Below are 19561 nucleotides of genomic sequence, written 5' to 3' on the forward strand. Positions count from 1 at the left end.
GATCAGGCCTCGAAGGTGATCTCGACGCTGTCGGCGCTCTTGCGGGCCTCGCCGTGATGGACGGCCTCGACGTTGTTGCCGTCCGGGTCGAGCAGGAAGGCGGCGTAGTAGCCGGGATGGTAGGGTCGCTCGCCCGGGGGGCCGTTGTCGACGCCGCCGGCCCGCAGACCCGCCCTGTGCCAGGCCTCGACCACGGCCCGGTCGCGGGCCTGGAAGGCCAGGTGATGGCGGCCGGTGAGCCGGCCCGCCGCCGCCGCGCTGTCGGCGGTGGAGATGAACAGCTCGTCGACCCAGAAATAGTCCTCGCCCTCGCCGCCCAGGGGGAGTTCGAGAACCTCGAACAGGGCGGTGTAGAATTTGCGGCTGGCCTCGAGGTTCCGGACCACCAGCTGGATGTGGTCGATCAGGCGGCCGCGGTGCAGGCGCTGGGTTTCCATGGAGGTTCTCCCGTTCGCGGGAGTCGAACGATCCGGTTTCGAAGGCGTTCCGGGGCAGGGCCGACCGCTTGACGCGGCCGGGGTTCGGAGCTTCACAGCCTCAACCTTCACCGGAGCCGCGATGACCTCTCCCCGCCATTCCCGCCGCGGCCTCGTGGTTCCGTTCGCCATCGTGGGCGTGCTGCTGGCGATCTGGACCGGCTGGTGGTTCTGGCTGGCGGACCAGATCGAGACCCGGCTGGCCGCCCAGGAGCAGGCGCTGCGGGACGACGGCTGGCGCATCGCGCACCAGCCGGTGTCCGTGGGCGGGTGGCCTTTCCGCGCGCGTGTGTCCTTTCCGCAGGCGGTGATCGTCGCCCCGTCCGGGCAGGGCGTCTCGGCCCCCGAACTGGTCGCCGAGGCCAATGCCTGGAACCCGGGCCACTGGGTGGTCATCGCGCCGGACGGCCTGACCCTGGCGCGGGCCGGCAAGGGCGAGATCGATATCGGCGGCGACGGGGCGCGGATGAGCGTCAACCGGCTGCGCGACCGGTTCCCCGACCTGCGGGCCGAGCTGATCCGGCCGACCTTCACGCCGCGGCCGGGGGCGGAGCCCTTCCCGATCGCCTCTGCCGAGCACGTGCAGTTCGAGATGCGGCCGCATCTGACGAACGGGGTGGCCGCCACGGACGAGCTGGACGTGCTGTTCCGGCTGGTCGAGGCGCGGGGCCGGCCGGGCGGGCCGGTCGAGGGCGCGGCGCGGTCGGGGCGGCTGAGCGTGGAGGTCGAGGCGACCATCGAGAAGGCGAGCCGGCTGAGCGGCGTCGACAGCGCCGGCGTGTTCGCCAACTGGACCGCCGCCGGCGGCCGCTTCACCAGCGTGAAAGGGCGTCTGCGGGCCGGTGAAAGCAGCGCCCTGATCTCCAGCGAAGCCCTGTCGGCGCGTGGGGACGGGCGGCTCGAGGGGCAGCTCGCCCTCACCGCCGAACGGCCGGGCGAGGCGATGGCCGGACTGGCCGGCTCGCGGTCCGGGGCGGTCAACCGGATCGCCGCCGCCGGCGCGGCGGCCGCCGCCAGCGCCCAGGGCGACCGGCCGATGGATCTGGTGCTGCGGTTCCGCGACGGCCGCACCTGGCTGGGCCCCTTCGCCCTCGCCCCGGCGCCGAGGCTGTTCTGATGCTGCCGACGCCGGAGCCCGATCCCGAGCGGCAGGCGCTGGACCGCGCCGTGGCGGAGGCCGTGCGGGCGCGTCTCGCCGCCGGGCCCCATCCGACCCCGGAGGTCGAGGCCATAGCCCTGCGCCGCGCCCTGGCGGGACTGACGCCGGCGGAGGCGGCCGCCACGCGTTGCGTGCTGGGCCGACTGGACTCCGCGAGCGGGACGGCGCTGACGGTCTGGGGTCCGGCCAGCCAGGTCCTGGCCTCGGACCGGTTCGGCCTGACCGCCCGGATGGCGGCGACCCCCGAAGCCGCCCTGGCCGCGGCCCGCAAGGGCGGGCGGGCGCTGATGGACCTGACCGGCTCCTCAGGCTGGTGGGGCCGGTTGCTGGCCGAGCCTCGCCTGCGAGTGGTCGGCGCCCTGCCGGACCACGGCCACGGCCTGCCCCGCGCCCTCCTGGTCCAGTCCGCCGACCCCGGGCCGACGGGCGACGACCGGACCTTCTGGGTCACCGACAGCCAGTGGACGGACGCCCGCATCGCCCGGCGTCTCGGCGAGGCGGGCCTCGCCGCCGACCCGCTGATCGCGGCGGGCGGGTTGAAGCTGTTCGCCCTGGCGGGCTATGTGCAGGCCCAGGACGGGCGGCTCGACGACGCGCCCGGAGACCTGCGCGGGGTCATCGGCGCCGCGCCCGTATTCTGATCTCGAGGATATCCATGACCGACGCCCCCGCGCCCAAGCCCGGCATCCTCGACATCGCCCCCTATGTCGGCGGCAAGTCGCGCATCGAGGGCGTGGCCGAACCGATGAAGCTGTCGTCCAACGAGAACATGCTCGGCGCCGGCCAGAAGGCGCGCGAGGCCTATGAGGCGGCGGTTCGCAACATCCACATCTATCCGGACGGCCGGGCCGCCAAGCTGCGCACCGCGGTCGCCGACCATCACGGGCTGGAGCCGGAGCGGCTGATCTTCGGCAACGGCTCGGACGAGGTCTTCGCCCTGCTGAACCAGTGCTACCTGACCCCGGGCGACAACATCGTCACCGGCCAGTACGGCTTCCTCGCCTACCGCATCAGCGCCCTGGCCAACCAGGCAGAGGTCAAGCTGGCGCCGGAACCGCAGTTCAAGGCGACGCCCGAAGCCCTGCTGGAACAGGTCGATGAGCGCACCCGCATCGTCTACGTCTCCAGCCCCTCGAACCCGACCGGCAGCTACAACACCGCCGAGGAAATCCGCCGCCTGCACGAGGGGCTGCGCCCCGACATCCTGCTGGTCATCGACGAGGCCTATGCCGAATACGTCACGGAGCCGGACTGGGAGACCAGCTTCGGCCTCGCGCGCGACAGCGAGAACATCGTCGTCACCCGCACCTTCTCCAAGATCCACGGCCTCGGCGGGCTGCGCATCGGCTTCGGCTATGCGCCGCTGAAAGTGGCCGAGGCGGTCGATCGCATCCGCCTGCCGTTCAACGTCTCGGTCCCCGGCATCGAGGCCGCCGTCGCCGCCCTCGGCGACGAGGCGCACCGGCAGGCCTCTCGCGACCTGATCCACACCTGGCGGCCGCGCATGACCCAGGCGATCCGCGGCTTCGGCTTCGACGTCCTGCCCAGCGCGGGGAATTTCGTGCTGGTCCGCTTCACCGACGAAAAACGAAACGCCGGGGCGGCCAACGACTATCTCAACTCCAAGGGCGTCATCGTGCGGCCGGTTGGCGGCTACGGCCTGCCGGATTGCCTGCGGATCACCATCGGCACCGAAGACCAGAACCGGGCGGTGCTGGATGCGCTGAGCGAGTTCGCCGCGACCTGAGCCGGCCGGTTCAGCCCGACTGGCAGTTGGCCTGACCGCAGGCGACATAGCACTGCGTCCAGGCCGGTCCGCCGCCCGGATGGGCGTAGAAGCAGCGGTACTGGCACTCGAGATAGCAGATGTCGTTGCGCCGGTCCGGTCCGTCGGGAGCCTGGGCGGCGGTCGCGGTCGCCATGGCGGCGGCGAGCACTGTGATGCTGAACAGCTTGCGCATTCTGGAACCCTCCATGCTTGAGCATAAGCAGGGCCCGGCCGATCAGGTTCCCCGGCAAGGTGGTTAACTCAGTCGCGACGGAAAACCCGGCTGGCGACCAATCCCGTGAACGCCGCCAGCAGCACGCACAGCACCCCGTAGGTCCACGGACGATTGTGGGCGAACTCGAAGATGTCGCGTTCGAAGCCGACCTTCTCGACCGTCAGGGTCAGGTTGGAGACCGACACGGGCTCGCCGTCCTGAAACAGCCAGACCTCGGCGGAATACTGGCCGGTCGGGGCCACCGCGGGCAGGTCGATCACGGCCCGGAACAGGCCCTTGTCCACGAACTCGACGCCGTCTGAATCGGTGTCGTACAGGGCCGCCGCCTCACGCAGGCGGATGACCGCGCGGCGCCAGTCGAGATAGTCCTCGCCAAGGCGGCTGACGACGACGTCGCGCACGCCGTAGCGGGTCACGGTGCGGCTCTCCTGCGGCGCGTTGATGCGCAGGTGATCGACGCCGACGCCGAGCCGCCTGAGCTGGCCGAAGTCGGCGATGTCCCCCAGCGGCCGCGTCGAGGCGGTCAGGTAGAAGCCCGGGGCGCCCTCGAACAGCACGGGACGGCTGTTCAGCCAGACGCCCATGTTGCGGGTCTTCTTGACGAGGCGGACGGGCGCGTCCGGTCCGCGCACGACGACGACCACGTCGGTGGGCGCATCGGTCGGATTGAAGACGGCGCCGTACAGCACGATGGAGGCGCCGCTGAAACTGGAGTCGACCCGGATGCGGGCGTCGGTCATGGCGGCGGCGACCCGGACCTGCCGGGTGGTGCCGGCCGAGCGCTCGGGCGCGGGCGCCTCCACGGCCGGCGGCGGGGGCGGCAGGGCGGCGATCATTGCGCCACCCCGGGCGCGAAGGCGAACAGGTCCGACGGACGCACGAACAGCTCGAGCCCCATCTGGATGCCGACCAGCAGCACGATCAGACCGAGCACCGCCCGCAGTTCCTCGGCGCGGAACCGGCCGGACCAGCGGGCGCCGTACTGGGCCCCGACCACGCCGCCGAGCAGCAGGATGGTCGACAGGACGATATCGACCGTCTGGTTGCGTCCCGCCTGCAGGATGGTCGTCATGGCGGTGGTGATGATGATCTGGAACAGGCTGGTGCCCACCACCACGCTCGCCTTCATCCGCAGCACATAGAGCATGGCGGGCACGAGGATGAAGCCGCCGCCCACGCCCATGATCGCCGACAGCACGCCGGCGAAGGCGCCCAGGGCGAACGGCGGGATGGCGCTGATGTACAGGCCCGAGCGCGGGAAGCGCATCCTCAGGGGCAGGCCGTACAGCCAGAGGGGGCGTCGGCGGTCCTTGTGCGGCACGACCTCGCCCCGGATCCGGCGAAGGATCTGGCCGAGGCTTTCGTACAGCATCAGGGTGCCGATGGCGCCGAGAAAGAGCAGGTAGGACAGGGCGACGACCAGGTCCGCCTGTCCAAGCAGGCGCAGGTAGCGGAACAGTTCGACGCCGGCCAGGGCCCCGAGAACGCCGCCCGCCGCCATGACCCCGCCGATGCGGTAGTCGACGGCCTTCTGGCTGGTGTAGCTGATCACGCCGGAGGTCGAGGAGGCCACGACGTGGCTGGCCTGGCTGGCCACGGCCACGGCCGGGGGAATGCCGAGGAAGATCAGGATCGGGGCCATCAGGAAGCCGCCGCCGATGCCGAACAGCCCGGACACGAATCCGACCGTCGCTCCCAGCAGGACCAGGAGCGGCCAGTTCACCGAAACCTCGGCGATCGGCAGATAGATATCCAAAGGACGCGCCTTCGGCTGGAACTGAGGCTAGGCGCCGGAAAGGCGACGGTGAAACTGTCCTAGACTCATGCGGCGGCCACCGCCACCGCATGCGCCAGAAAGGTCAGGCGATGCCCGCCTCAGGTGAGCGGCTCGACCTGGAAGGCGTCCGCCGCCGCCCGCGCCGAACCGCGCTCCGAGGCCGGCATGGCGGCCCGCAGCCGCTCGACCGCCGCCTGGGCGTCGCCGTCGCCGGCCCGCGCCGCGATCAGGTACCATTTGTACGCTTCGGACAGGTCCGGCTGGATGCCTTCGTCGCCGGTCTCGTACAGTTTGGCGACGTTGAACTGGCTGTCGACCAGACCGCTCTCGGCCGCCTTGCGCAGCCAGGTCAGGGCCTCGCCCCGGTCCTGGGCCCCGCCGACCCCGTCGAACAGGTACATGCCATAGGCGTGCATGCCGCGCGCGTCGCCGCTGTCCGCCGCCCGGCGGGCCCACACCCGGGCCTCGCGCGGACTGGCCGCCAGACCCTTGCCGCCTTCCTGATAGAGGCCGGCCAGATGCAGTTGCGCCGGCGTATGGCCGAGGCCGGCCGCCTGCTTCAGCAGATCGACGCCGGCCGCGTCATCGGCGTCGAGCCGCTCGACCGCCTGCCGGTAGAGCTCGGCGCCCCGCTCCGGATCCAGCGGGGTGGCGTCCATCGGCGTCGCCGCCAGCGCCGCGATGGGCTGGACGTCGGCGTCGCCGCCCGGACCGCCCAGCCCCGGCACGGTCAGCCCGGCGCCCGTCAGTTCCCCGAAGGCGTAGGCCCCGCCGGCGGTCAGCAGCACGGCCACCGCGGAGGCGCCGAGCGCCTTGCGAACCGTGTCGCCGCCCTTGGAGGCCTGTTTGTCGAGCCGCTCCTGCAGCTTCGACTTGCCGCCGCGCTTGAGGCCGAAGCCGGAGCGGGGCGCCGCCTCCTCCGGAGCCGTCATGGCGGCGCGGGCGGCGTCGATGGCCTGGCGCGTCGAGGAGGCGCGGCCCTGCGCGGCCGCGGCCCGCAGCGCGCGGGGATCGACGAAATCGGTCTCGGCCGCGAACTCGTCCTGGCCGGCGTCGAAGGCCTGGGGCGCGGTGGCCGCCAGCGCATCCGAGACGTCGGCGCCGCCGAAGCCCTGTCCGAACGACGACGGCGCCGCCGCCGCGGGGGGATGGGCGAAGGTCTGCGGCTGGGCCGGGGGCTGGGCCTGGGGCTGGGCCTGGACCTGGGGAGCGGGCCCGACTTCCTCGGCGAAGGACGGCTCCGGAGCGCGGCTGCCGAACGGCGCGGACGGGGCGGATTCGGCGACGGGGCCGCGCATCACCGCGTCGAAGACGGTGTCGGCGGTCAGGGTCTCGCCGGCGGTGCGCGGGCGGGGCTCGGGCTCGAGATCGGGCGGGGCCAGATCGGCGGACCAGGCCTGCTGCTCGGCGTACACCGGATCGTCGAACCCGGCGTCGGAGAAGGGGGCGTCGGGGAAGGCGGCGTCCGGGAAGGCCGCGGCGCGCCAGTCAGGCTGCGCCAGGCCGGAAGCCGGCGCCGGTTCGGCGCGACGGCCGATGTTCTGGCGGGCCTCGGCGATCAGGGCGGCGGTGCGCTCTTCCGAAAGCCGCATGCGCTCGGCCAGCTCGCCCGAGGCGCGGTCGTAGTGCTGCTCGATGCGGCTGGAGCTGTCGACGAGGCGGCGGCCGATGTCTTCCAGGGCCTGCTGGGAGCGGCGCTCGGACTGGGCGATCCGCTCGCTCAGCCGGTCGGATATGCGGGTGATCTCGCCGCCCAGCTTCTCCAGGGCGATGGCGTGGCGGTCGTCGGCGGCGACGAGGCGCTGTTCCAGCCCCTGGGCGAAGCGGCCCATGTCGCTCTCGACCTTGCGGGTCAGGGTCTCGCCCAGTTGCGCCAGGCGCGCGGGGGCGTCCGCCTCGATCTGGCCGACGCGGCCGTTGAGGTTCTGGGCGATGCGCAGGACCTCGCGGCCCATCGCCTCGACGGCGCGGGCGGAGCGTTCCTCGGAGGCCTTGACCTGATCGCCGATGGCGAGGACGGCGCGCTCGATGCGGTCCATGCGGCCTTCGGTCTCGGCCGTGTCCATGCGGCGCATCATCTCGGCGCGGTTGGCCTCGACCTGGCGGCTCAGCGTCTCGGCCAGTTTTTCGAACCGGGCGGCCTCGCGGGCGCCCTCGGGCTCGACGCGGGCCTCGGCGGCGCGCAGCCGCTGGTCCAGATCGGCGAAGGAGCGTTCGAGGCCGCGCAGGGCCTCGGTGGTGCGGCCCTGGGCCTGGTCGAGCCGCTGCCCGACCTGGGCCAGCAGATCGGCGCCGACGCCGGGGCCGGCGACCTTCTCGACCGCGTCCATGCGCTGGCGCAGTTCGTTGACGCTGCCGCGCTGGCGCTCCTCGATGTCGTAGAGCCGCCCGGCGAGCGCGCCGAGGGTGGTTTCTACCTTGCCGAAGGTCTCGGCCGTCTTCGGGCCCACCTCCTGCTCGAATTTGCGCAGGCGGCGGTGACCCTCGCGCAGCTCCTCGGAGATGTCGTCGATGCGCCTTGCGTAGGAGCGGTCGACCTCCTCCTGGCCGTCGAGACGGCGGACGAGGCCGGAGACGGCCTGGTCGACGCCCTGGATGGCGACGGTCGAGCGGCGCTCGGCGGCCTCGAGGCGGGCGGCGATGGCGTCGATCGAGGCGCTCAGCCGCTGCCACGGCTCGTCGCCGCCGCCGTAGGCGTCGTCGACCCGGCGGCTGCGCGAGCGGCGGTCGAAGCTTTCGGCGGCATGGGCCCGGCGCGACAGGGGCACCACGCCCTCCTCGTCGTCGCCATCCTCCATGATCATGGTGTTCAGCCACTCGCCCAGCGTCATGCCGGAGCGGCGGGCGAGGTCCTTGGCGATCTCACGCGCCCGGGGCTCGATGCCCTTTACGCTCCACGGCGCGGCTGCGCTCACTGATTCGCCTCCCGACCTTTGACTCAAGGCTACTCATCCAGATCAGGGGTGTAAACGCGCGTTAACCCCAAGATGTAGGGGCAGACCATCTTCCTGTGGAAAGCCCTTACACCGGCGGAAAGTCTCGCGCCGGAGCCGTTAACGCCTCGTGAAGATTAACGTGTCGGAAAGGACTCAGGCGCCTTGTCCGCGCGCCCGCGGCGGGCCACTTGGCGCGGATGAGTCTGACCGTCACCGTCGCCCTGCTCGCCGCCGCCGTCGCCCTGATGGTCTTCGCCGGCTGGCGGGGCGCGCGCCCGTCGCAGCCGCACCTGGGAGTCCGCATGGCCCCGTGGCGGCTGATCATGATCCTGGCGGCGGCCGCGACCTTCCTGCTGATCGTCCACCTCGCCGCCCTGCTGGGCATGCCGCAGCCGCCGCCGCGCTAGGGGAACCGCCCGGGTCCGCAAGCCTTTCTGATCGACCCAGCAAGATCAGGAGACCCCGCCATGGCCGACAAGACCTTGACCGCCGCCGAAGCCGAAGAGGCCTTCTGGGACAGCCTGAAGACGTCCAACACCGGCATGCTCGGCCTCGACCAGCCCGGCTATCACGCCCAGCCGATGACCGCCTTCCGCGACGAGGAGACGGGGACGATCTGGTTCTTCACCCGCGACGACACCGATCTGGCGAAGGACGCCGCCGTCGGCGCGGGGCAGAGCGCCATGTTCCACTACGGCTCGAAGGACCAGAACGTCTGGGCCTGCATTCACGGCCAGCTGTCGGTGCACGGCCACGACCGGGAGATCATCGACCGCTACTGGAACCCGGTGCTGGCCGCCTGGTACCCGGACGGCAAGGACGACCGGAAGCTGACCATCCTGAGGTTCGACGCCGACGACGGGCGGGTCTGGATCAACGAGGGCGGCTTCTTCAAATTCGCCTACGAGATCGCCAGGGCCAATGTGACGAAGACCCTGCCGGACGCGGGCGGGGTGGCGGATGTGAATTTGAACTGAGGCGGCAGGCAACAGGCAACAGGCAACAGGCAACAGGAAGTGCAGGCGGGTCGGCGACCGGCGTCAGCCGCCTGCTGCCTGATGCCTGTTGCCTATCCCGCGAAGCACCAGGCCAGCACGGCCTTCTGGGCGTGGATGCGGTTTTCGGCTTCGTCCCAGACGAGGGAGCGGGGGCCGTCGATGACGGCGTCGGTGACTTCCTCGCCGCGGTGGGCGGGCAGGCAGTGCAGGAAGACCGCGTCGGAGGCGGCGGCGTTCATCAGGCCGTCGTCGACGCCGTAGCCCTCGAAGGCCTCGAGCCGGGCCTCGTAGTCCTGGTCGCCCATCGACACCCAGGTGTCGGTGACGACGACGTCGGCGCCGGCCACCGCCTCGTGCGGATCGCCGGTCAGGGTGACGTGGTTTCCGCCCTTGGCCAGGTCGTGCAGATCGGGATGGTAGTCGGCCGGGCAGGCCACATTCAGGTGAAAGCCCAGCTTCGGCGCCGCATGCATGAAGCTGTGGCAGACGTTGTTGCCGTCGCCGACCCAGGCGATGGTCTTGCCGGCGACCGGGCCGCGATGCTCCTCGATGGTCATCAGGTCGGCGAGGATCTGGCACGGGTGGGAGCGGTCGGTCAGGCCGTTGATCACCGGCACGGTGGCGACGCGGGCGAAGCGTTCCACGTCCTCGTGGTCGTTGGCGCGGATCATCACGGCGTCGACCATGCGCGACAGGACCCGCGCGGTGTCCTCGACCGGCTCGCCGCGGCCCAGTTGCATGTCGCCGGCGTTGGCGATGATCGAGGCCCCGCCCAGCTGGCGGATGGCGGCGTCGAAGCTGAAGCGGGTGCGGGTCGAGTTCTTCTCGAAGATCATCGCCAGCACCCGGTCCTTCGCCGGGGCGTCGGCGTCGACCCGGCCCCTGGGCCAGCCCTTGCGGGCCGCCTTGCGAGCGTGGGCGTCGTCCAGGATGGCGCGCAGATCCTCTGCTTCGAGACGGTGCAGGTCGAGGAAATGGCGGACCATGATCAGGCCGCCGCCAGCTTGCCGCGGGCGAATTCGCAGGTGCGCTCCAGGCGTTCGACCGCCTCGCGCGCCTCCTCGAGCGTCAGATTGAGCGGGGGCAGGATGCGGACCAGATTGTCGCCGCCGCCGGCGACCAGCAGGCGGGCCTCGTCGCGCGCCCAGCCCATGAATTCGCGGTTGTTGGGGATCAGCTTCATCCCCATCAGCAGGCCCTTGCCGCGCACCTCGACGATCACGTCGGGAAAGCGCTGGGCCAGGCCGTGCAGCTGCTGCTTCAGATAGCCGGCGATCTCGTTGACGTGGGCCAGGGTCTCGGGCTTCGAGATCTCGGCGAATGCGGCCTGGCCGACCGCCATGGCCAGCGGATTGCCGCCGAAGGTCGAGCCGTGCACGCCGACGGTCATGCCGGAGGCCGCCTTCGTGGTGGCGAGGCAGGCGCCGATCGGGAAGCCGCCGCCGAGCGCCTTGGCGATGGCCATGATGTCGGGCGTCATGCCGGCCCATTCGTGGGCCCACAGCTTGCCGGTCCGGCCCATGCCGCACTGGACCTCGTCGAAGATGATCAGAACGCCGGTCTCGTCGGCCAGGTCGCGCATCCAGCGCAGGTCCTCGTCGGGGGTGGCGCGGCAACCGCCCTCGCCCTGCACCGGTTCGAGGATGACGGCGGCGGTGTTCGGGTTGCGGAAGGCCGCCTCCAGCGCCTCGCGGTCGCCCCAGACCAGCTGGTGGAAGCCCTCCATCGGCGGACCGAAGCCGTTGGTGTAGCTGGGGTTGGCGGCGGCGTTGATCGCGCCATAGGTGCGGCCGTGGAAGGAGCCGTCGAAGCCGTAGATGTCGATCCGCTCGGGCTGGCCGTTGGCCGAGTGGTACTTGCGCGCCGTCTTCAGGGCGCACTCGACGGCTTCCGTGCCGGAGTTGGTGAAGAAGACGACGTCGGCGAAGGATTTTTCGCACAGGGCGTCGGCGAGGGCTTCCTGGCCGGGGATCTTGAAGATGTTGGAGACGTGCCAGAGCTTCTCGGCCTGGTCCTTGACCGCCTGGACCAGCACCGGATGGGCGTGACCGAGGGCGTTGGTCGAGATGCCCATGACGCAGTCGAGGTATTCGGTCCCGTCCTTCGCCCACAGACGCGCGCCCTGCCCGCGATCCACCTCCAGCGGCGCGCGGTTGTAGACACCCATCAGATGTTCAGTGGACACGGGAACGGACCTCCAAAAGCGAGACGGCCCCGGCGCGAAAGGCGTCGGGACCGCTTGAAAAAGGGTCAGGCCTTGTCGGACGGGGGACGGGGTTAGTCAACACCGCCCCGCTCGCCACGGCGGTCAGTGCGAGAGCTGCCCGTCCAGCCGCTCGACCAGGGCCGCATAAACCTCCCCCGCGGCCTTCACCGTGGCGGGGTCGATCTGCTCCATGGTGTCGTCGGCCGAGTGGATCAGCTGGAAGACGCGCGGGACGAAACCCTCGGCCAGGCCGTTGCTCTCGCCGCCGTTGAAGGCCAGCCACATCTGGTGGGCGCCGACGTGATCCTGGAAGCCGAGCGAGACGGTGGGGACGACCGCAGCCGGGGCCGTTCCGCCGCCCAGCCCGGCGCCCGAGAAGGCGCGGTCGTCGGAGGGCGGATAGACCGGGAAGCCGACGCAGTGCATGGCCCGCTCGGCGCAGACCTCGCGCACGGCGCGGGTGACGCCGGCCGACTGGGCGCCGTTGTTGAGGCCGTACATCATGGTGTCGCCATAGCCGGCGACGTCGGAGTTCACGACCGCGGCGACATTGGCGAGGCCATGCGCCTCGATCCATTTACGCGCGCCGATCAGGCCCAGCTCCTCCTGGTCGAACAGGATGATGCGGACGCGGTGGTTCAGATTCTTCGAGCGCAGGATCTTCGCGGCCTCGATGACCCCGACCACCGAGGCGGCGTTGTCGACCACGCCCTGAGACATCGTCCCGTCGCGGAGCACGACCGCGTCATAATGGGCGGTGAGCAGAATCTCGCGCGGGCCGTCGCCCACCGTCACGACGACGTTGCGGCCTTCCATCTCGCCGGTCTGGCGGTTGCCGCCGGCGAAGGTCTCGATCGACGGCTCGAAACCGGCGGCTCGCAGCTGGTCGACCACGACCCGGGTCCGGGCCTCGTTGGACGGCTGGACATAGGCGGCGACCTGGGCGCGGAGGTCGATATCCTGTGCAGCGGCGGGCGCGGCGACGGCGAGAAGGGCCGCGGCGGCGGCGAGACTACGGAACAGCATGGAACCCCCTGAAAGACGTGGCGCCATGGCTAGCGCGCCCGCCGCGGCGGCGCACCTTAAAACGCGGTCACCCGCCGGTCGGGCGCCGGAACCCGTCGGCGGGCGGCCGGTTGACCCGGGACGGAAGGAGTTCGCCATGTCCAATCATCCCGACCCGCAGCATCAGCCCGTGAAGGGGCCGGACGACCTGAAGCGCAATCCGGGCATCGGCCAGTCGGCCGGCCTGAACCGGCGCGACGGGCTGGACGAGATCGAGGGCGACAGCACCGTCGAGGGCGATGTCGAGAACAACGCCGGGCCCGGCGGGGCGGTGGATCCGGACGACCGGGGCCGTCACAACGCGTAGTCGCCCCCCAACCGCCCATCCCCGCGAAGGGGGGGATAGGCGGACCGTCGGTCCGGACTAGCTCTTCAGCCGCCAGCCCGAGCGGAACACCAGCCAGCAGGCGACGGCCATGCCCATGGTCAGGGCCGCGCTCATCGCCACGCCGATCCACAGGACGCTCTCGGCCTGGCCGATGAAGCCGTAACGGAAACCGTCGATCAGATAGAAGATCGGGTTGAAGTGGCTGATCGTGGCGAACGGCTCGGGCAGGTTGTCGACGAGGTAGAAGGTGCCGCTGAGGAAGGTCATCGGCATGATCAGAAAGTTCTGAACGGCGGCGAGCTGGTCGAACTTCTCGGCCCAGAGGCCCGCGAAGACCCCGATCATGCCCATCAGCAGCGACGCCGTCAGGCTGAACCAGACGATGGCCGCGAGGTTGGCGACGCCGAGCCGGGCGAAGGGCAGGACGCAGATGGCGGTGACCAGGCCGACCACGATGCCGCGGGTGGCGGCGCCGAGGGCGAAGCCGATGGTCAGTTCCAGGGGGCTGAGCGGCGGGGTCAGGAAATCCGTCGACGTGCCCATGATCTTGGCCTGGATCAGGCTGGACGAGGCGTTGGCGAAGGCGTTGTTCAGCACCGCCATCATGATGAGTCCGGGGGCGACGAATTCGGCGAAGGGCGTACCGTGCAGAGGCGGCCGGGCGCCCTGAAGGGCGACGACGAAGACCAGCATGTAGAGCAGGGTCGTCACCACCGGCGCGGCGACCGTCTGGGCTCCGACCTTCCAGAAGCGCCGGACCTCGCGCAGGTACAGGGTCTTCACCCCGATCCAGTTGACCCCGTCGTAGCGGCGCGGCTGCGGAAGGCCGGAAGGGCGGGTCGAGGCGAGATCGGTCATGGGGGCGGAGATGCGCTGGCGGGGGCGGGTGCGCAAGGGGGCGGGGAGGAAGGCAGCAGGCAGTAGGCAGTAGGCAGTAGGTGGTAGGCGACCGGAAGGCCACCGCCCCCGGCGTCTCGCTGCGGATGGGCCGGACGTCGGCCCCGCCCTGACCCCTGCCGCCTACTGCCTGCCTCCCCGTTAACCATCCCTACATCTGGTTTCTGTGGACGGACTGATTCGCACATCTTGCGTCCGTTAGGGCCTCGTTTACGATTAGTGGTAGGTCGAGAGCCCGGGAGGGACCTGTCGACCCCATATATTGAATCCGAGACCCCGGAGGGTGGCTATGACCGCAGGCTGGACTGAAGACCGCGTCGGCGCGCTGAAGAAGCTCTGGCTGGAAGGCCAGTCGGCGAGCCAGATCGCCAAACAGCTGGGCGGCGGCGTCACCCGCAACGCCGTCATCGGCAAGGTGCACCGCCTCGGCCTGTCCGGCCGGGCCGCCCCCTCGCAGCCGGCCCGCGCCACCTTCCGCCCGTCGCGTCCCCGCCCGGCGGCCCAGCCGACCCAGGCGCCGTCGGCCCCGCGCCGCATCGAGGCGGTGCAGCCGCGCCCGGTCCAGGCCTCGGTCCCCGCGCCGATGCCCGACCTGCCCGGCACCGCCACGGTCATGACCCTCGGCGCCCACATGTGCAAATGGCCGATCGGCGACCCGTCCTCGAACGAGTTCAGCTTCTGCGGCCGCCGCTCGTCGGAAGGCGTCTACTGCGTCGAGCACGCCCGCGTCGCCTATCAGCCGCAGGTCCGCAAGGGCGGCAAGGACGGCGCCTCGGAGCTGGCCCGCTCGCTCCGTCGATACATCTAGCAGGGGCGCTAACGCTCGCCGCGCGGCGGCTCGCTGCCTGAGCGCGGATTTCGGGTGCGCGGACACAGTTTCGCGCACCCGTCGCTTTTCGGTCGAACGACCGACACGAATGGCTCCTAGAGGAGCCGCCGTCCGTCTCCCGCCGCCCCGCCGGCGGCGGTGAGCCCGGGGCGGGGCTGCGGTTCTCCGGGTTGACGCAGCCCCCTCTCCCCCGGACGCTTCAATCCCATTCAACGCCCGGCCGCCGCTGGCAGACGTGCCAGAGGACCCCGGCCGGGTCATAGACGTAGGCGACACGAAGCCCCCAGGGCTGGAGCGCCGGCGCCTTCGGCGGCTGCACCCCGAAGCGGCCGGGAAGGTCCAGTCTCTGCAGATGGACCCACCAGGCGTCCAGGTCGTCGACCATCAGCTGGAGCATCGAGTTCCCGGCCCACTCCGTCTGGTAGTAGCGCTGCAGAATGAAGCCATGCCCGGCCGCGCCGGCGCGGAAGATGGCCACCTCGCCATCCAGCAGCATCTCGAAGCCGAGCGCCTGATAGAAGGCGCGACTGACGTCGAAGTCCCGGGTGGGCAGAAACGGGCGCACGGACTCGGTTCCGTCCGGCAGGGCGGCGGTCATGAATTGCTCCCTAGTTCAGCACCCGCCGCTCGCCCGGCACATCCAGGCTGAAGGCGGGGATGGCGGCCTCGAACGAGCGGCCGCTCGTATCCGTCATGTAATAGCCGCCGACCATAGAGCCGGTCGGGGTGCCGAGCGGGCAGCCGGAGGCGTAGGTGTAGCTTTCGCCCGGCTTGATCACCGGCTGTTCGCCGACGACGCCGGCCCCGCGGACCTCCTCGACCCGGCCCTGACCATCGGTGATGACCCAGCGGCGGGCCATCAGCTGGATCGGCGTGGCGGTCAGGTTGACGATCTCGACCTGGTAGGCCCAGACCCAGCGGCCGCCGTCGGGATCCGACTGGCCCGCCAGATAACTGGGGCGGACGCGAACGACGACGCCCTCGGTCTCGGCTTCATAGGCGGGCGTGTCGTGCATGCCGCCATGGTCGCTGTTGCGGGCCTCAGGTCAAGCGGAACGACGGGGGCGACCCGGCGCGGAATCGTGTAATCGGAAGCGATGCAGAGCTTTTCGACCTCCCTTCCCGGCATCCTGCCGTCGCAATCCATCGAGGCCCTGATCGCCGGCGGGGCGATCGTCCCGGAGACGCCGTTCGACGCCGACCAGGTGCAGCCGGCCAGCCTCGACCTTCGGCTGTCGGACCAGGCGTGGCGCGTGCGGGCCTCCTTCCTGCCGGGCCAGCGCAAGGTCGTGGACCGGATCGCCGACGTGGCCATGCACACCATCGACCTGTCGGCCGGCTATGTGATGGAGAAGGGCTGCGTCTACATCGCCCGGCTGCAGGAGCGGCTGAGCCTGCCGAAGGGGCTGATCGCGCGGGCCAATCCGAAGAGCTCGACCGGGCGCGTCGATGTCTTCGTGCGGCTGCTGACCGACCGGGGAGCCAGTTTCGACGACGTCGACGAGGGCTATGACGGGCCGCTGTATCTGGAGATCGCGCCGCAGACCTTCTCGATCCTGGTGCGACCGGGGACGCGGCTGAACCAGCTGCGGCTCAAGGCCGGAGAGCCGCCCAAGCTGGAGACCCGCAGCGTCGGCGTCGACCTCGAGGGTGCGGACGGCGCCATCGTCGGCTTCCGCGGCCGGCGGCATGCGGGGGTGGTCGATCTGGACCGCATCGACGGCCACGACCCGCGCGACTTCTGGGAGCCGCTGCTGGTGCGGCGCGGCGAACTGCTGCTGGACCCGGGCGAATTCTACATCCTGGCCTCCAATGAGGCGGTCGAGATTCCGGTCATGCAGGCCGCCGAGATGACGCCGATCGATCCGTCGGTGGGCGAGTTCCGGGTCCATTACGCCGGCTTCTTCGATCCGGGTTTCGGCACCGACGAGGCGCATGGAGCGGGCTCGAAGGGGGTGCTGGAGGTGCGTACCCACGACACGCCCTTCCTGCTGGAGCACGGGCAGATCGTGGCCCGGCTGGTCTATGAGCCGCTGACCGAGCGACCCTCGCGCCTCTATGGCGAGGGCGGCAGCCATTACCAGAGCCAGGGCCTGAAGCTGTCCAAGCATTTCCGCGCCTGGAGCTGATCCGGAACCGCGCCACACGGAGGACGTTCGACGGACAGGAAAATGTCAGTTGGCGTTCCGGCTTTGATCGTGCAGGGTTGGGGACGTTAACGGACTGAGGGGACCGTTGATGCGTCTTGTGGCGTTCAGTGCGGGAGTGGTGGCGTTGGCGGCCTGCGCGGCCCCCGGCTTCGCCATGGAATCGCCCGCCCCCCAGAGCGCGATCGCCAATCCCTGGCGGGTCGAACGCCAGCCTCCCGTCACCGTCTCGGACCTTCTGACCCGCCTCGATCGCGACGCGCGTTTCGAATCCGGCGACCGCGCCCTCGCGGGCGGCGAGGGCTGGATCGGCTACGACCCGGCCCGGAACGTCTCCTCGACATGGGCCGCCTCCAACCGGGACATCTGGTACGAAGGACAGGCCTACAGCGACCGGCTGCGCCTGCGCACCGAGGGCCGCATCCGCCGCGCCGACGGGTCGCCCCTGCCGCCCGGGCCGCTGGATCCGGCGGCCTATGACGCCGAACACTACGACCTGACCTACACGCGCGGCTGGACCGAGACGCTGGGCCAGACCGAAAACGGGCTCGACGTCACCCTCTCGCCGCATGTCGGCGTCGGCGTCGGCAGCCGCGGCGACGTGACCGAGGCCGGCGCCACCCTGAGGATCGGCCGCGATCTCGACCGCCTGGCGCCCGACGGCGGGGATGCCTTCGGAGAGCGGGCGCGCTGGTACGTCTACGCCGCCGGATCGGGTCGGGCGGTGGGCTACAACTGGGCCCGGAACCGCGACGGCGACTATGTCCGCTCGGGAGTCAGCCATGACTCCGGGGCCTTCCTCGGCGACGCCTCGCTGGGCGTGGCCCTGCGGCGCGGGCCGGTGCACAGCTCGATCGGTCTGGTCTATCGCGAGATCGAGGCCGAGGGCCTGCGCGCCGGCAACGGCGTCGACACCGACGTGTCGGAAGGGCTGCTGGCGTTCCAGCTGTCGATCAAGCCGGAATAGTCACTCCGTCCGCGCCGCCCCCTCGCGGCGGTCGTCGGCGGCCCCGTCCCAGCGCCAGGTTCCGTCCGCTCCCCGGCGCCAGATCGCGCCATGGAGGCCGGAGTTCTCGCTGGCGTTGGGGCGCATCTGGACGCCGCGGGCCGCGAGGGCCTCCCGCAGGCCGGCCGGGAAGCGGTCGGTGTCGGCGCCGAACCCGTCCCCCTTGGCGACCAGATTGGGCAGGGCGAAGGCCTCGGCCATCGGCATCTCCCAGTCGAGCACCGCGATCAGGGCCTTGGCGTTGTAGGCCAGGATCGACGACCCGCCCGGCGAACCGAGCGCGCCGACCAGCCGGCCCTCGCGGTCGAGGATGATGATCGGCGACATCGACGAGCGCGGCCGCTTGCCCGGAGCCACGGCATTGGCGGCCGGCCCGCCATCGGACCGCAGCGGCTCGAACGAGAAGTCCGTCAGCTGGTTGTTGAGGAAGAAGCCCGCGGCCATCCGGCCCGAGCCGAACACGCTCTCGACCGTCGTCGTCATGCTGACCGCGTTCCCTGCCGCGTCGACGACGACGAAATGGGAGGTGCCGGCCGGCTCCAGCGTCGCGTCGGGGCCCGCGAAGACGCCCCCCGGCGGAAAGCCCGGCTCGGCGGCCCCGACCAGGGTCGGCGCCTGGGCGGCGCGCGCCGCCACATAGTTCGGGTCCAGCAGCCCCTGCACCGGCACGCCGACGAAGGCCGGATCGGCGACGTAGCGGTCCCGGTCGGCGTACATCAGCCGCTGCAGCTGGGCGAAGGCCGTCCAGGCGTCGGCGCTGTCCGGCCCTTCGGCGACGTCGGGGGTCAGCTCGGCCATGGCCAGCAACTGCAGCACGGCCACCCCGCTGGACGGCGGCGGCGGAACGCAGACGACGTAGATCCGGTAGGGCCGGCACAGGGCGCCGCGCTCGAGCGGCTCGTAGCGGGCGAGGTCGGCCTCGGTCAGCCCTCCCGGACGCGGCTCCTCGCCGACGGTCGAGACGATCTCGCGCGCGATCCGCCCGCGGTAGAAGGCGTCGGCGCCGCCCGCCGCGATCTCCGCCAGCGTCCGGGCGTAGGCGGGGTTGCTGAGCACATCGCCGGCGACGTAGCGGCTGCCGTCCGGCTTGGTGAAATAGGCCTCGGCCCAGCGCGTCCGCGCCTGGCCGGAGCGGCCGGCGATATAGTTCGCCAGACGTGGACTGACCACGAAGCCGTCGCGCGCCAGCCGCTCCGCGTCGCCGAACAGGTCGCTCCACGCCAGCCGGCCGCGCCCGGCCTGGGCCATGGCCAGCAGGGCCACGGCTCCGGGAACCCCGGTCGAGCGGCCGCTCAGCACCGCCTCGCCGAACGCCAGCGGCCGGCCATTCTCGTAGAACAGCTCCGGCGTCGCCGCGGCCGGGGCGGTCTCGCGGCCGTCGTAGCTGGTCACCTCGCCGGTCGAGGCGTCGTACAGCATCATGAAGGCCCCGCCGCCGAGGCCCGAGGACTGCGGCTCGACCAGGCCGAGCACCGCCTGGACGGCCACGGCGGCGTCGACCGCCGAGCCGCCGCGGCGCAGCACCGCCAGCCCCGCCTCGACGGCGTGGGGATTGGCCGCCGCCACGAACGGCCCGCGCGCTGGAGGCGCCGTCGCCGCCACGGGCGCGGCGGGAGGGGCCGCCACATCGGGCCCGGCCGCGCATCCCGTCAGGACCAGGCTCGCCCCTGCGGCGAGAGCGACCAGGGACCGGAAAGCCATGACAGGGAGGGACGGCGGGCGTGGGCGCATGAA

The 19561-nt window shown here is 71.3% G+C and carries 21 protein-coding genes; 9 read left to right on the plus strand and 12 right to left on the minus strand.

The genetic code is table 11. The features are described from left to right. Positions 1-2: 2 nt before the first annotated feature. Positions 3-437 carry a VOC family protein gene (locus tag VEA62_RS02055; protein WP_324817754.1) on the minus strand — a complete coding sequence of 145 codons (435 nt, stop codon included), beginning with the start codon at positions 435-437 and terminating at the stop codon, positions 3-5. 121 nt (positions 438-558) lie between these two features. On the opposite strand from VEA62_RS02055, the gene VEA62_RS02060 reads away from it, so the two are divergent. The 3 genes from VEA62_RS02060 to hisC are packed head-to-tail and all read left to right on the plus strand — an operon-like array spanning position 559 to position 3382. Beyond that, a complete protein-coding gene (locus tag VEA62_RS02060) occupies positions 559-1593 on the plus strand; it encodes a DUF2125 domain-containing protein (protein ID WP_324817756.1) in 1035 nt (344 codons plus the stop codon). Next, on the plus strand, positions 1593-2276 hold the full coding sequence (locus VEA62_RS02065) for a hypothetical protein (protein ID WP_324817759.1): 684 nt from the start codon (positions 1593-1595) through the stop codon (positions 2274-2276). Before VEA62_RS02060 ends, VEA62_RS02065 begins: the two co-directional genes overlap by 1 nt. Positions 2277-2290: 14 nt before the next feature. Beyond that, entirely contained in the window at positions 2291-3382 is a 1092-nt protein-coding gene (hisC, locus tag VEA62_RS02070) for a histidinol-phosphate transaminase (RefSeq protein ID WP_324817762.1), read from the plus strand. 10 nt (positions 3383-3392) lie between these two features. Here hisC and VEA62_RS02075 read toward each other — a convergent pair whose 3' ends face one another. The 4 genes from VEA62_RS02075 to VEA62_RS02090 form a co-directional block, all read right to left on the minus strand. Then, a complete protein-coding gene (locus VEA62_RS02075; protein WP_324817764.1) occupies positions 3393-3596 on the minus strand; it encodes a hypothetical protein in 204 nt (67 codons plus the stop codon). A gap of 68 nt (positions 3597-3664) precedes the next feature. Next, positions 3665-4474 (minus strand): TIGR02186 family protein, encoded by an 810-nt coding sequence (locus tag VEA62_RS02080; RefSeq protein WP_324817766.1) that lies wholly within the window; start codon positions 4472-4474, stop codon positions 3665-3667. Next, complete coding sequence (locus tag VEA62_RS02085) at positions 4471-5394, minus strand: sulfite exporter TauE/SafE family protein (RefSeq protein WP_324817768.1); 924 nt, start codon at positions 5392-5394, stop codon at positions 4471-4473. The genes VEA62_RS02080 and VEA62_RS02085 overlap by 4 nt, the downstream gene beginning before the upstream one ends. A gap of 119 nt (positions 5395-5513) precedes the next feature. Then, positions 5514-8330, minus strand: coding sequence for a hypothetical protein (locus VEA62_RS02090; protein ID WP_324817770.1), 2817 nt, complete (start codon positions 8328-8330; stop codon positions 5514-5516). 218 nt (positions 8331-8548) lie between these two features. Between VEA62_RS02090 and VEA62_RS02095 the strand changes: the two genes are divergently transcribed. Both VEA62_RS02095 and VEA62_RS02100 read left to right on the plus strand, forming a co-directional pair. Then, positions 8549-8758 carry a hypothetical protein gene (locus VEA62_RS02095; protein WP_324817773.1) on the plus strand — a complete coding sequence of 70 codons (210 nt, stop codon included), beginning with the start codon at positions 8549-8551 and terminating at the stop codon, positions 8756-8758. A gap of 60 nt (positions 8759-8818) precedes the next feature. After that, positions 8819-9328 (plus strand): pyridoxamine 5'-phosphate oxidase family protein, encoded by a 510-nt coding sequence (locus VEA62_RS02100; RefSeq protein ID WP_324817775.1) that lies wholly within the window; start codon positions 8819-8821, stop codon positions 9326-9328. Between the two features lie 92 nt (positions 9329-9420). On the opposite strand, the gene argF is transcribed toward VEA62_RS02100, so the two are convergent. The 3 genes from argF to VEA62_RS02115 form a co-directional block, all read right to left on the minus strand. Beyond that, positions 9421-10335 (minus strand): ornithine carbamoyltransferase, encoded by a 915-nt coding sequence (gene argF, locus VEA62_RS02105; protein WP_414641789.1) that lies wholly within the window; start codon positions 10333-10335, stop codon positions 9421-9423. 2 nt (positions 10336-10337) lie between these two features. Next, a complete protein-coding gene (locus tag VEA62_RS02110; protein ID WP_324817778.1) occupies positions 10338-11534 on the minus strand; it encodes an aspartate aminotransferase family protein in 1197 nt (398 codons plus the stop codon). Positions 11535-11657: 123 nt separating this feature from the next. Further along, positions 11658-12581, minus strand: a complete 924-nt coding sequence (locus VEA62_RS02115; protein WP_324817781.1) for a M28 family metallopeptidase — start codon at positions 12579-12581, stop codon at positions 11658-11660. Between the two features lie 136 nt (positions 12582-12717). Here VEA62_RS02115 and VEA62_RS02120 point away from each other — a divergent pair, with 136 nt between their 5' ends. After that, the gene (locus tag VEA62_RS02120; RefSeq protein ID WP_324817784.1) at positions 12718-12927 is read left to right on the plus strand and encodes a hypothetical protein; all 210 of its coding nucleotides are present in this window, start codon (positions 12718-12720) and stop codon (positions 12925-12927) included. A gap of 57 nt (positions 12928-12984) precedes the next feature. On the opposite strand, the gene VEA62_RS02125 is transcribed toward VEA62_RS02120, so the two are convergent. Beyond that, positions 12985-13806 carry an ABC transporter permease gene (locus VEA62_RS02125; protein WP_324817786.1) on the minus strand — a complete coding sequence of 274 codons (822 nt, stop codon included), beginning with the start codon at positions 13804-13806 and terminating at the stop codon, positions 12985-12987. Positions 13807-14134: 328 nt separating this feature from the next. Here VEA62_RS02125 and VEA62_RS02130 point away from each other — a divergent pair, with 328 nt between their 5' ends. Continuing rightward, on the plus strand, positions 14135-14653 hold the full coding sequence (locus VEA62_RS02130; protein WP_168045880.1) for a GcrA family cell cycle regulator: 519 nt from the start codon (positions 14135-14137) through the stop codon (positions 14651-14653). Between the two features lie 220 nt (positions 14654-14873). Here the strand turns inward: VEA62_RS02130 and VEA62_RS02135 are convergent, their stop codons facing one another. Both VEA62_RS02135 and apaG read right to left on the minus strand, forming a co-directional pair. Then, entirely contained in the window at positions 14874-15272 is a 399-nt protein-coding gene (locus VEA62_RS02135; RefSeq protein ID WP_324817789.1) for a VOC family protein, read from the minus strand. Between the two features lie 10 nt (positions 15273-15282). Next, positions 15283-15690, minus strand: coding sequence for a Co2+/Mg2+ efflux protein ApaG (gene apaG, locus VEA62_RS02140; RefSeq protein ID WP_324817791.1), 408 nt, complete (start codon positions 15688-15690; stop codon positions 15283-15285). Between the two features lie 81 nt (positions 15691-15771). On the opposite strand from apaG, the gene VEA62_RS02145 reads away from it, so the two are divergent. Further along, entirely contained in the window at positions 15772-16803 is a 1032-nt protein-coding gene (locus VEA62_RS02145; RefSeq protein WP_324817794.1) for a 2'-deoxycytidine 5'-triphosphate deaminase, read from the plus strand. Positions 16804-16912: 109 nt separating this feature from the next. Then, complete coding sequence (locus VEA62_RS02150) at positions 16913-17788, plus strand: lipid A-modifier LpxR family protein (RefSeq protein ID WP_324817796.1); 876 nt, start codon at positions 16913-16915, stop codon at positions 17786-17788. Here the strand turns inward: VEA62_RS02150 and VEA62_RS02155 are convergent, their stop codons facing one another. Continuing rightward, entirely contained in the window at positions 17789-19528 is a 1740-nt protein-coding gene (locus tag VEA62_RS02155; protein WP_324817798.1) for a gamma-glutamyltransferase family protein, read from the minus strand. Positions 19529-19561 lie beyond the last annotated feature (33 nt).

The sequence above is a fragment of the Brevundimonas sp. genome (assembly GCF_035627475.1).
Lineage (GTDB): Bacteria > Pseudomonadota > Alphaproteobacteria > Caulobacterales > Caulobacteraceae > Brevundimonas.

Coding starts and splice junctions, on each gene's coding strand:
- VEA62_RS02055 (WP_324817754.1), bottom strand. CDS start 437: ATGGAAACCCAGCGCCTGCACCGCGGCCGCCTGATCGACCACATCCAG.
- VEA62_RS02060 (WP_324817756.1), top strand. CDS start 559: ATGACCTCTCCCCGCCATTCCCGCCGCGGCCTCGTGGTTCCGTTCGCC.
- VEA62_RS02065 (WP_324817759.1), top strand. CDS start 1,593: ATGCTGCCGACGCCGGAGCCCGATCCCGAGCGGCAGGCGCTGGACCGC.
- hisC (WP_324817762.1), top strand. CDS start 2,291: ATGACCGACGCCCCCGCGCCCAAGCCCGGCATCCTCGACATCGCCCCC.
- VEA62_RS02075 (WP_324817764.1), bottom strand. CDS start 3,596: ATGCGCAAGCTGTTCAGCATCACAGTGCTCGCCGCCGCCATGGCGACC.
- VEA62_RS02080 (WP_324817766.1), bottom strand. CDS start 4,474: ATGATCGCCGCCCTGCCGCCCCCGCCGCCGGCCGTGGAGGCGCCCGCG.
- VEA62_RS02095 (WP_324817773.1), top strand. CDS start 8,549: ATGAGTCTGACCGTCACCGTCGCCCTGCTCGCCGCCGCCGTCGCCCTG.
- VEA62_RS02100 (WP_324817775.1), top strand. CDS start 8,819: ATGGCCGACAAGACCTTGACCGCCGCCGAAGCCGAAGAGGCCTTCTGG.
- argF (WP_414641789.1), bottom strand. CDS start 10,335: ATGGTCCGCCATTTCCTCGACCTGCACCGTCTCGAAGCAGAGGATCTG.
- VEA62_RS02115 (WP_324817781.1), bottom strand. CDS start 12,581: ATGCTGTTCCGTAGTCTCGCCGCCGCCGCGGCCCTTCTCGCCGTCGCC.
- VEA62_RS02120 (WP_324817784.1), top strand. CDS start 12,718: ATGTCCAATCATCCCGACCCGCAGCATCAGCCCGTGAAGGGGCCGGAC.
- VEA62_RS02125 (WP_324817786.1), bottom strand. CDS start 13,806: ATGACCGATCTCGCCTCGACCCGCCCTTCCGGCCTTCCGCAGCCGCGC.
- VEA62_RS02130 (WP_168045880.1), top strand. CDS start 14,135: ATGACCGCAGGCTGGACTGAAGACCGCGTCGGCGCGCTGAAGAAGCTC.
- VEA62_RS02135 (WP_324817789.1), bottom strand. CDS start 15,272: ATGACCGCCGCCCTGCCGGACGGAACCGAGTCCGTGCGCCCGTTTCTG.
- apaG (WP_324817791.1), bottom strand. CDS start 15,690: ATGCACGACACGCCCGCCTATGAAGCCGAGACCGAGGGCGTCGTCGTT.
- VEA62_RS02145 (WP_324817794.1), top strand. CDS start 15,772: ATGCAGAGCTTTTCGACCTCCCTTCCCGGCATCCTGCCGTCGCAATCC.
- VEA62_RS02150 (WP_324817796.1), top strand. CDS start 16,913: ATGCGTCTTGTGGCGTTCAGTGCGGGAGTGGTGGCGTTGGCGGCCTGC.
- VEA62_RS02155 (WP_324817798.1), bottom strand. CDS start 19,528: ATGGCTTTCCGGTCCCTGGTCGCTCTCGCCGCAGGGGCGAGCCTGGTC.